We start from the raw sequence: 12,302 nt of genomic DNA on the forward strand, positions 1-12,302 counted from the left end.
ATCTGTAGCTTTAAATCTGTACTTTGAGAAACTATTGCCTAGCTGCCTAGTTTGCTCTTTGATTTTTCATTGATTAGCAATAGACTTCAAAATTATAAAAACGCATAATACAGGTGTAGAAAAACTTGCTACTATGCGTTTTATTATGGAAAGACTTACTGGACTTTTTCTTGAATCGAGTTTTTACTCAACTTCTTTACTTGGTTGGAATCGAAATCCCAATTAATTTTTCTGAGTAGAGTGTTTTGATATTGGCATCATCAATAGAGTCCTTATCAATTTTACGTTTCAAGAAAAACTCTTGGATGGCTTCGATTTCAGTTTCTCGAATAGCACGGTGTTTATTTGAGATGAGGATTTCATAGTGAAGCGGAGCTTGGGTAAAAATAACATCTGTATTTCCAGCAGAATAGACCTCAACAAGGGTTGCATCTGTACTCTCTAGCTGGCCTTTTACAAGTTGCGAGTGTGAGTTTGTCGTATTGATAAGCTTCATAATATTTCCTCCGATTTTCTAATTCTATTATAGCACTTTTTGGATAAAGTAGCTTGGTTTAGTCAATCTTATGCTGTTTTTTCCAAGATTGGATGGCCCATTTATGGCTACCACGTTTAAGATTTTTAATAGCCTCGTCGATAGGGAACCAGGCAATATGATTAAAGTCTTCTAGTGGTTTTTGAACTTCCTTGAAAGAAGTAGCTTCATAGAGGTAGGCAGGATTGTAGTAGTAGGTATCACGGTGACGAGAGTAGAAATATTCGTCAGCTTGTCCGTAATAGACACCAATTTCAGCTGTGAATCCAAGCTCTTCAATCAATTCGCGTTTTAGGGCTTCCTGATGATTTTCCCCTGCTTCAATTTCGCCACCTGGTAAGAACCAAGCACCATTAGGAGCTTGAACTAAAACTATTTGTTTTTGTTCAGCGTCAGGGATAACTGCATACACTCCATAGCGTGCAACATAGTCTGTATTCGCTTTTTTTTCTCCGAAAGTTGGGTTTGCCATTGCATTTTCCTCATTATCTAGTATCGTTATTATTATCATAATGGACAAAGGGCAAGCTGTCAAGAAATTACAGTTATTTTAGTAAAAAAGAAGCAGAAACATTTCACTTTCTACTCCTTTTTTATAGAATTTATTTTTCTGTTTCAGAAGTTTTCACTTCAGCTTTTTTGGCAGATTTGATTTGAATCTTGCCCTTGCTGGTCATAACTGCCTTGAGGTCTTTTTCGCTTGGATTTTCAAGGTAGTAGTCAGTGATTGCGTCCTCAATATAGTCTTGAATAGTACGACGAAGTGGGCGTGCTCCCATTTTTGGATCATAACCTAGGTCAACCAACTTTTCCTTGACCTTGTCAGTCACATCGAGATGAATGTTGTTGCTATAAAGACGTTTGTTAACGTCTGCTAGCATAAGCTCGACAATCTGAAGGAGGTTATCTTTGCTGAGAGCCTTAAATTCGATAATGCCATCAAAACGGTTCATAAACTCTGGGCTAAAGAAGTTACCGAGTTCACCGAGAACAGAGTTGGTACGTCCTTCTCTAGCAGCCCCAAATCCAACGCTGGCTTCTGCCTTACCTGTACCTGCATTTGAAGTCATGATGATGATGGCATCCTTGAAGCTAACGGTACGTCCTTGCCCATCTGTCAAACGACCATCGTCCAAGACCTGGAGGAACATGTGCATAACATCTGGATGGGCTTTCTCTACTTCATCCAAGAGAATAAGAGAATATGGATTGCGGCGAACTTTTTCAGTTAATTGCCCAGCCTCATCGTAGCCAACATAACCTGGAGGGGCACCGACCAACTTAGCTACGCTGTGTTTTTCCATGTATTCGCTCATGTCAAAGCGAATCATGCTATCAGCAGAACCAAAGAGTTCGATAGCTAATTGTTTGGAAAGTTCTGTCTTACCGACCCCAGTTGGTCCGACGAAGAGGAAGCTTCCGATTGGGCGGTTAGGCGTACCGAGACCGACACGATTCCGGCGAATAGCCTTGGCAATCTTATCGACAGCATCATCCTGTCCAATAACATGAGACTTGAGATCTTCGGCTAGATGGATGAGTTGAGATTGTTCTTTCTCTTTCAAATCGCCAACAGGAATATTGGTTTTCTGCTCGATAATGTGCTCAATGGTTTTCTCACTGATGATAGGAGTATCCTGGTCTGTGACCTTTTTCTTTTGCATTTCCTTATACTTGGCAATCTGGTCGCGGAAATAAGCCGCCTTCTCAAAATCTTCCTCTCGTGTAGCTTGAGATTTGAGATTTTCAGCCTCAATCAAGCGCTGATCGATCACTTTAGGATCTACAAAATTCAAGGTCAAGTTCATCTTAGAACCAGCTTCATCTAGGAGGTCAATGGCCTTGTCAGGTAAGAAGCGATCTTGGATGTAGCGATTGGAAAGAGTTGCAGCTGCTTCAATCGCAGCATCGGTATACTGAACGTGGTGGTAGTCTTCGTATTTCTTTTGAATTCCTTTGAGGATAGTGATTGTTTCTTCCACTGTTGGTTCATCGACTTTGACAGGCTGCATTCGACGCTCTAGGGCAGCATCCTTTTCAATGATACGGTATTCATTAAGGGTAGTAGCGCCGACCAGTTGCAGTTCACCACGGGCAAGGGCTGGTTTGAGGATATTTCCTGCATCCATATTGCCATCGCCCGCAGAACCAGCACCGACAATTTCATGGATTTCATCGATAAAGAGGATGATATCCTCACGTTTGCGAATTTCTTCCATGAGCTTTTGCATACGTTCTTCAAATTGTCCACGGATACCCGTTCCTTGAACCAGGCTAACTACATCCAGACGTATGACTTGTTTACCTTGGAGTTTATGTGGAACATTGCCATCAACTATTTTCTGAGCTAGACCTTCGACAACGGCCGTTTTTCCGACACCAGGTTCACCGATAAGAACAGGATTATTCTTGGTTCTACGATTGAGAATCTCGATGACACGAATAATCTCATCATCGCGTCCAATAACGGGGTCGATATCGCCACGACGAGCAATCTCAGTTACATTGATACCAAATTCTTCTAGCAGGCCTTTTTCTTGGCTTGGAGGCGGAGTTTGAGCAGATCCACGATTTTGGGAACCATAACCGCCATTTCCACCATAACCTCCACCTGATTGGGTTGGGGGAGTAGGAGGAGTGTTGTTAGAAGGTCTGAAATTGTTTAGATCATTGAAGAAATCACCAAAAGGATCAAAGTCACGATTGTTCAGATCCGTCATACCTTTAAAGAGGCTATTGTTAGGATCTGTCTTGATAATCTTATAGCAGTTTTGACAGAGGTCAATTTGTTTTTGCTTTCCATTAAGATTGGTATAAAGATGAATTGTTGAGTCATTGATTTTACAGTTTTGACAAAGCATACATCTACCTCATTTCTTTCTTTAGCCTGACCTGTTTAATGGTCAAAAATAGTCAAATTTCTATACTCTCATTATAACAGGATTGGGGTGTAAAGCAAGTAAAAAGATTGCAGCTTTGAGAAGTTGTTACAATGAAAATCTTCGTGGATTTGGACTATAAAAAAATCCTATTTGTGAGACAAAAAGGATTTTGGTTAGACATGCAGGGTGTAATCCCAGCTTGTTTTGTATTAGTAAAGGAGTTCGTAAATCTCCATTGCAATCAAGTCAATGCTGTCAAACGTATAAGTTTCGCGAGCTTCTACATCACGAAGGGTAAAGATTGATCCATTTTCTTCGTCGTGGCTGTATGCAACTTCTGCAACAACAACTCCTTCGCGTTCAAAATTACGTTTTAAATTTCCGCCGTCTTTTGCCATTGCTTCAAGGCGGTTGATGATTCTAACCAAATGTGATTCCATTTTGATTCTCCTTCATTTCTTATCGTTACTATTTTACCATAAAGGAGGCCAACTTGACTAGAAAAAACTAAGATTTCTCGCTAATTCTACCAGCTTAAAGTTTTTTTGAATAAATCGGATAAAAGGTTTGAATTTTAATTCAATACATGTTATAATCATACAGTATTCTATTTTAGAAAGCAGTGTGACTATGAATTTTTCTTTTTTACCTAAGTATTTACCTTATTTTAACTATGGGGCTGTCGTGACGGTTCTCATTTCTATCTGTGTTGTCTTTTTGGGAACCATTTTGGGTGTTGTCTTGGCTTTTGGGCAACGTTCAAAGTTTAAACCGCTTGTTTGGCTGGCCAACTTGTACGTTTGGATTTTCCGTGGGACACCGATGATGGTTCAGATTATGATTGCCTTTGCCCTTATGCACATCAATGCTCCGACTATTCAGGTTGGAATTTTAGGTGTTGATTTTTCTCGTCTGATTCCAGGGATTTTGATTATCTCTATGAACAGTGGTGCTTATGTTTCTGAGACTGTTCGTGCTGGGATTAATGCGGTTCCAAAAGGTCAGCTAGAGGCGGCCTATTCTTTAGGGATTCGTCCTAAAAATGCGATGCGCTATGTGATTTTGCCACAAGCTATCAAAAATATCTTGCCAGCCTTGGGGAACGAATTTATCACCATTATCAAGGACAGCTCCCTCTTATCAGCTATTGGGGTTATGGAGTTGTGGAATGGGGCTACAACAGTTTCCACAACAACCTATCTACCTTTAACACCACTTTTATTTGCAGCCTTTTACTACTTGATTATGACCTCTATTTTGACCGTAGCCTTGAAGGCTTTTGAAAAACGTATGGGACAAGGAGATAAGAAATAATGACAGAAACCTTGATAAAAATTGAAAATTTACATAAATCATTTGGAAAGAATGAAGTATTGAAGGGCATCAACCTCGAAATTAAAAGAGGAGAAGTTGTCGTTATCATCGGTCCTTCGGGGAGCGGGAAATCTACCTTGCTTCGCTCTATGAATTTGTTGGAAGAAGCAACTAAGGGGAAGGTTATCTTTGAGGGAGTCGATATTACGGACAAGAAGAATGACCTGTTTGCCATGCGTGAGAAGATGGGCATGGTTTTCCAACAATTTAACCTCTTTCCTAATATGACTGTGATGGAAAATATCACCTTGTCACCTATCAAGACCAAAGGTGAAAGCAAGGCAATTGCAGAGAAGAGAGCCCAAGAGCTGTTGGAAAAAGTTGGTTTGCCAGATAAGGCAGACGCTTATCCACAGAGTTTGTCAGGTGGCCAGCAACAACGGATTGCCATTGCGCGTGGGTTGGCTATGGAACCAGATGTTTTGCTCTTTGACGAGCCAACCTCTGCCTTGGACCCTGAAATGGTAGGTGAGGTGTTGGCTGTTATGCAAGACCTTGCCAAGTCAGGGATGACTATGGTTATCGTAACACATGAGATGGGATTTGCCCGTGAGGTGGCAGACCGTGTTATCTTTATGGCAGACGGTGTGGTTGTTGAAGACGGAACACCAGAGCAGATTTTTGAACAAACCCAAGAACAACGGACTAAAGACTTCTTGAGTAAGGTTTTATAATCTATTTTAAAATTTCAAGACAAGATTAGTGAAAAGCTCGACCCGAGCTTTTTCTTATAGTTTGAAACTATAGGATTGCCTAGGAAAGAAGTGTTAGAGGGTGTTGGCAGTTTTTGGTATAATGGAAGATATTTGAAAGAAAAGAGAAGTGATATGACACAGATTATTGATGGGAAAGCTTTAGCGGCCAAATTGCAGGGACAGTTGGCTGAAAAGACTGCAAAATTAAAGGAAGAAACAGGTCTAGTGCCTGGTTTGGTAGTGATTTTGGTTGGGGACAATACAGCCAGCCAAGTCTACGTTCGCAACAAGGAGAGGTCAGCTCTTGCGGCTGGTTTCCGTAGCGAAGTAGTGCGAGTTCCAGAGACCATTACTCAAGAGAAATTGTTAGACCTGATTGCTAAATATAATCAGGATCCAGCTTGGCATGGGATTTTGGTCCAGTTGCCATTACCAAAACACATTGATGAAGAGGCGGTTTTGTTGGCCATTGACCCAGAAAAGGATGTGGATGGTTTCCATCCTCTAAATATGGGACGCCTTTGGTCTGGACATCCAGTCATGATTCCTTCGACACCTGCAGGAATTATGGAAATGTTTCATGAATATGGGATTGATTTGGAAGGTAAAAATGCGGTCGTCATCGGTCGTTCCAATATCGTTGGAAAGCCCATGGCCCAGCTTCTTTTGGCCAAGAATGCAACAGTGACTTTGACTCACTCACGCACCCATAATCTTGCCAAGGTTGCTGCTAAAGCAGATATTCTGGTGGTCGCAATCGGTCGTGCTAAATTTGTGACTCCTGACTTTGTCAAACCAGGTGCGGTAGTCATTGACGTTGGGATGAATCGTGATGAAAATGGTAAGCTCTGTGGGGATGTGGATTATGAGGCAGTTGCCCCACTTGCTAGCCATATTACGCCAGTCCCTGGAGGTGTCGGCCCTATGACCATTACTATGCTGATGGAGCAAACTTATCAGGCAGCACTTCGGACATTGGATAGCAAATAAGAGAAAAATCTCTGAATAGAGTGTATTTTCTATAGCTATATCTGAAATGGCAGAAATGAATATTAAATTTTAGATATAAGATTAAAAAAGATAAACTATAAGAAAAGTCAATAGTTTTATCTAAAATATTTCTTGTTTCAAATTTGCTGATTTTAGAGCACGTCAAAAATCCCTTGAAAAAATCCATTTTTTCAAAGGTAATCCTGTGTCAAATTCAGAAGTTACATCACTTTTTGTTCGTCAAAGGGGAGCTCGTTTTTGAGAAGATAAAACAGCATTCTGATAAGTTTTTTTGCAAGGTAAATGATGGCTACATTGTAATGTTTTCCTTGTTCTAACTTATACTCATCTGTTTTCAAAAAGCATTCTAGTCCATCGTCGATTAACGATGGACTTTATCATTTCCTTATCCAGTCCTTGTATGACATCTTGAAGTTGCTTCATGACATCTTCCAAAGTTCGAAAGGCTTTATTCTTAAATCCACGTTTACGAATCTCTTTCCACACTTATTCAATGGGGTTCATCTCTGGTGTGTATGGAGGAATAAAGGTAAAGCCAATATTAGTCGGAATCTTTAAGGTACTTGATTTATGCCATATAGCATTGTCTATGACAAATAAAAGATAATCATCTGGATAAACTTGTGAAAGCTCTTCTAAAAAGGCGTTCATCCACTAGACTTCCTACGAAACAAAAATATGATACAATAGAATTATGAAGCAAGTAAACAATTAACTGATGTTCGGTTTAAGCGCCTTGTTGGTGTTCAGCGTACTACTTTTGAAGAGATGTTAGCTGTGTTAAAAACAGCTTATCAACTTAAACACGAAAAAGGTGGACGAAAACCTAAATTAAGCCTAGAAGACCTTCTTATGGCCACTCTTCAATACACGCGAGAATACCGCACTTATGAACAAATTGCGGCTGATTTTGGAATTCACGAAAGCAACTTAACTCGTCGGAGTCAATGGGTTGAAGTGATTCTTCTTTAAAGTGGTTTTACGATTTCAAAAACTCACCTTAGTGCTGAGAATACGGTGATTGTGGATGCAACAGAGGTAAAAATCAATTGTCCTAAAAAAACAATTAGAGAATTATTCTGGTAAAAAGAAATGCCATGCTATGAAGGTTCAGGCGATTGTCACAAGCCAAGGGAGAATTGTTTCTTTGGATATTGCGGTGAACTATTGCCACGATATGAAGTTGTTCAAAATGAGTCGTATAAATATCGGACAAGCTGGTAAAATCTTGGCTGACAGTGATTATCAAGGACTCATGAAGATGTATTCACAAGCGCAAACTCCGAGGAAATCAAGCAAACTTAAGCCCCTAACTCTTGAAGATAAAGCCTATAACCATGCGCTATCTAAAGAAAGAATCAAGGTTGAGAATATTTTTACCAAAGTAAAAACGTTTAAAATGTTCTCAACAACCTATCGAAATTATCGTAAACGCTTCGAATTACGAATGAATTTAGTTGCTGCTATTATCAACCGTGAACTAGGATTTTAGTTTTGTAGGAAGTCTAATAAAATATATGAATTTGTGGAAGGTGAAAAAAGATCATACCCTGGTGAAATATGTTTTAAAAAATGTGATATCGACCTGTGCGATGTATTGATATTTAACAAAATCGTGGGTGAAGGACGTTTCAATGGAAATTCTATTGGTTTACAACAATTTATGGATGAATATACAGACTCAGAATTTGAAATCATTATTGAAGGCTATTATGGCAACACAACTACATATACAGGATGGCTGCGGGAAGAGGGAAACGACCAGTGACGGCAATTATGTATGTTTGGAACATCGGAGATATGGTGTATAACGTAAAAAAATAAATGATTAAAAAAAAACAATTTAATAAAGGAGAAAAGCTCATGAACAAATTTGAGAAGAGAAAATTGTTACAAGAATATCAAGTCAAACAAATGGAAGAATTTGAAGAGAACTTACCGATGGAAAAGAAATTATTTTATGAATTATTTGATTATCTAAATGATAAATCAGAAACGGTAGAGTGTAATCACGATTTTTCTTTAACAAATGAGTTTTTGAAAGATAAAAATGCGGATATTGAAAAGGTTATAGAATTTTTGCGAGAAAATGGTGCTGGTTGCGATTGTGAAGTGATTTTTAATGTTGAGGAAAAGTTTGAAGAATAAAATGTTTGTATTAGAAACAGACCGGTAAATTTGAAGGTGTAAGGAAAAATAGTGATAGATGAAACTAATAAATGATATTTTATGTGAAAAACTAAATCCGAGAAGTGGAGTTATCAAAATAAGTAGTTCTAATGATGAAGATAGAATTTATTTCGATATAAGTTGGGAGGGAGATTTCCATTTTATAGTTACTGGTTGGGTGCATTACGGGTGGTATTATGTACAAAGAGATAAACAATGTATATCGCCATCTTATGTTTATCAAAGAATAGATGATAGAGCGTTATCTGTAATGCAACACATTATAGACGAAATTGAAAATGGGAAATATAACAACAAAAAAACTGAAAAAGAAAAAATTAAACAGGTTCTTGAAGAAAGAAATCTAACCTCTTTTATGAACAATACAAAATGGAAAGAACTAATAGATTCCATCATGGAGAACATGAGAGATATCCCGATACAATATAAGACGTTTTTTGATGAAGAAGAGCCTAGCGTGTATTGGACGATTGATACTGATGAACATTTTTTTCATATGAATATGAGAATTGTTGAATGGTTTAAAATTAGAAGTAAATTTGAGAAAGTTCTTGGTCAAGGACGTTTAATTGAGCCAAAGATATGTGTTACTGATAAAAAAACAGAAATAGAGTGTATGCTTAATAAATTTAGTATTCCTTATGAATATGATGATATTGAAAAATGTTTTATTATTTTTGGGTATAGATAATGAAAATTGAAAATTAGAAGTTAAAGGGGTAATTGTTCCATTAAATAGAATAGTTTGTTGTGATACTCCTCTTTATATTAAAATATCCGACTATAAATATGAGGTGCGGTTAGGCTATGAATTAGTTTTTAAATATAATTTTTTTGTATAGCTTTTGGGAAGAATGTGTTGTTATCACTGATAAGTTTTAGCAGCAAGGATTATAAAAATATTTGGATATCACAAATGAAAAAGGCCTGGTAAACGCCTAACCGAAGCGATAAAACAGAAGAGGAAATGTGGAAGTCTTATCAAAAAATTGCAAACAGACAAACTTTTGAGAAACTATGCAATATGGAAGAGATTGCAAATGAATCTGATATAGTAAATAAAAAATCGGAAAATAGTTACCACCTTATCGCTCTGTACAAAATGATTGGATACGGAGTTACAGGGTTTTATCCTGCCTTGGAAGAAAATAAAGATGAGCTGGAGAGAAAAATCGAAGAATACATTATGTGCTTAAGAACAAATCCCATTTTGTTGGATTAGTAACTAAATATAAATTTTAAATTTTAAATTTTTAATAAGGAGGTCTGCGCCTCCTTTTTGTTGTATAATAAAAGCGAGAGGAAAAAAGGATGAAAGTGATTGATCAAACCTTACTAGAAAAAGTTATTATTGAACGTTCTCGTACAAGTCATAAAGGAGACTACGGTCGTCTGCTGTTGCTTGGTGGGACTTATCCTTATGGTGGTGCCATCATCATGGCTACTTTGGCAGCTGTTAAAAGTGGAGCTGGTTTGGTGACAGTTGGAACGGACAGGGAAAATATCCCAGCTTTGCACAGTCATTTACCTGAGGCTATGGCCTTTTCTCTTCAAGACCAGCAATTGTTAAAAGAGCAATTAGAGAAGGCAGAAGTTGTCTTGCTGGGGCCTGGTTTACGAGACGATGTTTTTGGAGAAAATCTAGTAAAACAAGTCTTTCTTAATTTAAGCCAAAATCAGATTTTGATTGTAGATGGTGGTGCCCTGACCATTCTTGCTAGAACAAGTTTGTCATTTCCATCTAACCAGCTTATCCTAACTCCCCACCAAAAGGAGTGGGAAAAACTGTCTGGAATTACGATTGAAAAGCAAAACGAAGATGCAACGGCTAGTGCCCTAACTTCCTTCCCTCAAGGAACAATTTTGGTAGAGAAAGGTACAGCTACTCGTATTTGGCAAGCTGGCCAATCTGATTATTACCAGTTACAGGTTGGCGGTCCCTATCAGGCGACTGGGGGAATGGGAGATACTCTGGCTGGAATGATTGCAGGATTTGCAGGCCAATTCCGACAGGCCAGTCTCTACGAGCGTGTAAGCGTAGCGACTCATCTTCATTCAGCCATAGCCCAAGAATTAGCTCAAGAACATTATGTGGTCTTGCCGACGGAAATTAGTAATTGTCTTCCTAAAGTAATGAATAAAATATCTCAAAAAAGACTGGGATAAAATTCAATTTTAGGAGAAAACGAAGTAAATATTACCACAATAAAACGCATAATATCAAGTTTTTTTTAATACCTGATATTATGCGTTTTTGACTTTAAAACCTTTTTGGTTTGTCTCTATTTTGGAGCAATCTTTTGCTCAGTATGTTTTATAATTTCTCGTTGATAAATCGGATAAACTGATTCCACCAAACTTTTAAGAAGAAGGCTTTTTCAACTTTCTTTTCTGCTACCATTTCGAAACTAGGACGTTCTGTGGTAATGTAACCTTGACCAATCAAATCCTTGTCTTCGTAAGTCAAATGGCCAACCACTGTTCCAGCTTCAAGCGGTGCGAGGATTGCTTTAGAATCAGGTGTAAATTGAACAGATTGAGAAGATTGATTCCCACCACGTTCAATTAGATAGATATCCTCTGGGGCCACTGCAGTTACCGTATCTTCTTTTCCATCTTGTACAGGGACTTTGCTATCTTGATAGGCATCGCCTTGCTGAACGATTTTGCGAAGTGTAAATGTAGAAGAAATATAATCCATTAGGGAAGATGTAGCTGTAAAGCGAGCGTAGGGATTATTGTCTTGATGATCTGCATTTAAAACAACTGTGATAACCCTCATGCCTTTTTCGACAGTAGTACCAACAAAAGACTCCCCAGCCTTATCTGTTGTTCCTGTTTTAAGGCCATCAAAACCACCTCGATAAGCAGGCATACCTTCTAACATGTAGTTGGTCGAAGTGATTGTCATTCCAGAAAAAGTAGAAGAAGGTTTTTTCGTTATTTCCAAGACTTGTGGGTACTTTTTGATGAGATTGCGAGCAACGATAGCAACATCATAAGCACTGAGCTTGTTTTCATCATCTTTTTTAGAGCCTGGGTAAATGTTATCCCCTAGAGTCTCATTGTTAAGACCTGTCGTATTGACAACAGTGGCATCCTGAATTCCCCATTCCAGGAGTTTAGCGCGCATCATATCGACGAAATCTTTTTCTGAGCCAGCAATTTTCTCAGCTAGAGCAATGGCTGCACTGTTAGCACTAGATACTAGTGTTGCTTCTAGTAGTTGTTCGACGGTATAATTACGTGCTTCCATAGGGACGTTGCTTGCTTCGGAATTTGTTGTTAGTTTATAAGGATAATCAGAAATATATACTGGAGTTGATAAAGTGATTGTTCCTTTATCTAATGCATCATAAACAAGGTAGACTGTCAGTAGTTTTGTAATAGAAGCAATTTCGACAGGTTGCGTTGCATCTTTTTCATATAGAATTTTACCAGTATTGGCCTCAACAGCAATCGCATGTTTAGCAGCAATATTAAAATCTTGGGCAGCAACAGTAGATGCTGACCCAATTACGAATAGACTTAAGAGAGTTAAAATGATTTTTTTCATAGTAAGTTTATTCTAACATAAAGAAAAAAATATTCCCAGTTTCATGATAGAAGAAAGAA

Annotated in this window: 13 protein-coding genes and 2 pseudogenes; 9 read left to right on the forward strand and 6 right to left on the reverse strand. The window is 38.2% G+C overall.

What is annotated here, in order from left to right; translation table 11 throughout:
• Nucleotides 1-196: 196 nt before the first annotated feature.
• The 4 genes from B7695_RS09610 to B7695_RS09630 form a co-directional block, all read right to left on the reverse strand.
• Nucleotides 197-496 (reverse strand): DUF1827 family protein, encoded by a 300-nt coding sequence (locus tag B7695_RS09610; protein ID WP_084891385.1) that lies wholly within the window; start codon nucleotides 494-496, stop codon nucleotides 197-199.
• A 58-nt stretch (nucleotides 497-554) separates the two neighbouring features.
• On the reverse strand, nucleotides 555-1,007 hold the full coding sequence (locus tag B7695_RS09615) for an NUDIX hydrolase (protein WP_084891387.1): 453 nt from the start codon (nucleotides 1,005-1,007) through the stop codon (nucleotides 555-557).
• Nucleotides 1,008-1,137: 130 nt separating this feature from the next.
• Nucleotides 1,138-3,396: an ATP-dependent Clp protease ATP-binding subunit gene (locus B7695_RS09620; protein ID WP_084891389.1), complete on the reverse strand. Its 2,259-nt coding sequence runs from the start codon at nucleotides 3,394-3,396 to the stop codon at nucleotides 1,138-1,140.
• A 230-nt stretch (nucleotides 3,397-3,626) separates the two neighbouring features.
• Nucleotides 3,627-3,857, reverse strand: a complete 231-nt coding sequence (locus B7695_RS09630) for a DUF1797 family protein (protein WP_000443570.1) — start codon at nucleotides 3,855-3,857, stop codon at nucleotides 3,627-3,629.
• 190 nt (nucleotides 3,858-4,047) lie between these two features.
• On the opposite strand from B7695_RS09630, the gene B7695_RS09635 reads away from it, so the two are divergent.
• The 3 genes from B7695_RS09635 (at nucleotide 4,048) to B7695_RS09645 (ending at nucleotide 6,476) form a co-directional block, all read left to right on the forward strand.
• On the forward strand, nucleotides 4,048-4,731 hold the full coding sequence (locus B7695_RS09635) for an amino acid ABC transporter permease (RefSeq protein ID WP_001011641.1): 684 nt from the start codon (nucleotides 4,048-4,050) through the stop codon (nucleotides 4,729-4,731).
• Nucleotides 4,731-5,465: an amino acid ABC transporter ATP-binding protein gene (locus B7695_RS09640; protein WP_084891393.1), complete on the forward strand. Its 735-nt coding sequence runs from the start codon at nucleotides 4,731-4,733 to the stop codon at nucleotides 5,463-5,465. Before B7695_RS09635 ends, B7695_RS09640 begins: the two co-directional genes overlap by 1 nt.
• 153 nt (nucleotides 5,466-5,618) lie before the next feature.
• Nucleotides 5,619-6,476, forward strand: coding sequence for a bifunctional methylenetetrahydrofolate dehydrogenase/methenyltetrahydrofolate cyclohydrolase (locus B7695_RS09645; protein WP_192855778.1), 858 nt, complete (start codon nucleotides 5,619-5,621; stop codon nucleotides 6,474-6,476).
• 345 nt (nucleotides 6,477-6,821) lie between these two features.
• Here the strand turns inward: B7695_RS09645 and B7695_RS09655 are convergent.
• A pseudogene (locus B7695_RS09655) lies at nucleotides 6,822-7,151 on the reverse strand (transposase); the annotation flags it as partial.
• Nucleotides 7,152-7,187: 36 nt separating this feature from the next.
• Between B7695_RS09655 and B7695_RS09660 the strand changes: the two are divergent.
• The 6 genes and pseudogenes from B7695_RS09660 to B7695_RS09685 all read left to right on the forward strand — a co-directional run.
• Nucleotides 7,188-7,989 (forward strand): annotated as a pseudogene (locus B7695_RS09660) (IS5 family transposase); the annotation flags it as partial.
• 33 nt (nucleotides 7,990-8,022) lie between these two features.
• Nucleotides 8,023-8,265: a hypothetical protein gene (locus tag B7695_RS11290; protein WP_205008488.1), complete on the forward strand. Its 243-nt coding sequence runs from the start codon at nucleotides 8,023-8,025 to the stop codon at nucleotides 8,263-8,265.
• A gap of 95 nt (nucleotides 8,266-8,360) precedes the next feature.
• Nucleotides 8,361-8,645 (forward strand): DUF2695 domain-containing protein, encoded by a 285-nt coding sequence (locus tag B7695_RS09670; RefSeq protein WP_001031754.1) that lies wholly within the window; start codon nucleotides 8,361-8,363, stop codon nucleotides 8,643-8,645.
• 58 nt (nucleotides 8,646-8,703) lie between these two features.
• Nucleotides 8,704-9,378 (forward strand): DUF6678 family protein, encoded by a 675-nt coding sequence (locus B7695_RS09675; protein ID WP_084891398.1) that lies wholly within the window; start codon nucleotides 8,704-8,706, stop codon nucleotides 9,376-9,378.
• A 276-nt stretch (nucleotides 9,379-9,654) separates the two neighbouring features.
• A complete protein-coding gene (locus B7695_RS09680) occupies nucleotides 9,655-9,909 on the forward strand; it encodes a hypothetical protein (protein ID WP_084891400.1) in 255 nt (84 codons plus the stop codon).
• 89 nt (nucleotides 9,910-9,998) lie between these two features.
• Nucleotides 9,999-10,853 carry an NAD(P)H-hydrate dehydratase gene (locus tag B7695_RS09685; protein ID WP_084891402.1) on the forward strand — a complete coding sequence of 285 codons (855 nt, stop codon included), beginning with the start codon at nucleotides 9,999-10,001 and terminating at the stop codon, nucleotides 10,851-10,853.
• Between the two features lie 148 nt (nucleotides 10,854-11,001).
• Here B7695_RS09685 and pbp3 read toward each other — a convergent pair whose 3' ends face one another.
• Nucleotides 11,002-12,243 carry a D-alanyl-D-alanine carboxypeptidase PBP3 gene (gene pbp3 / locus B7695_RS09690; protein ID WP_084891404.1) on the reverse strand — a complete coding sequence of 414 codons (1,242 nt, stop codon included), beginning with the start codon at nucleotides 12,241-12,243 and terminating at the stop codon, nucleotides 11,002-11,004.
• Nucleotides 12,244-12,302 lie beyond the last annotated feature (59 nt).

The sequence above is a fragment of the Streptococcus mitis genome (genome assembly GCF_002096845.1).
In the GTDB taxonomy this organism is placed as follows: Bacteria; Bacillota; Bacilli; order Lactobacillales; family Streptococcaceae; genus Streptococcus; species Streptococcus mitis_A.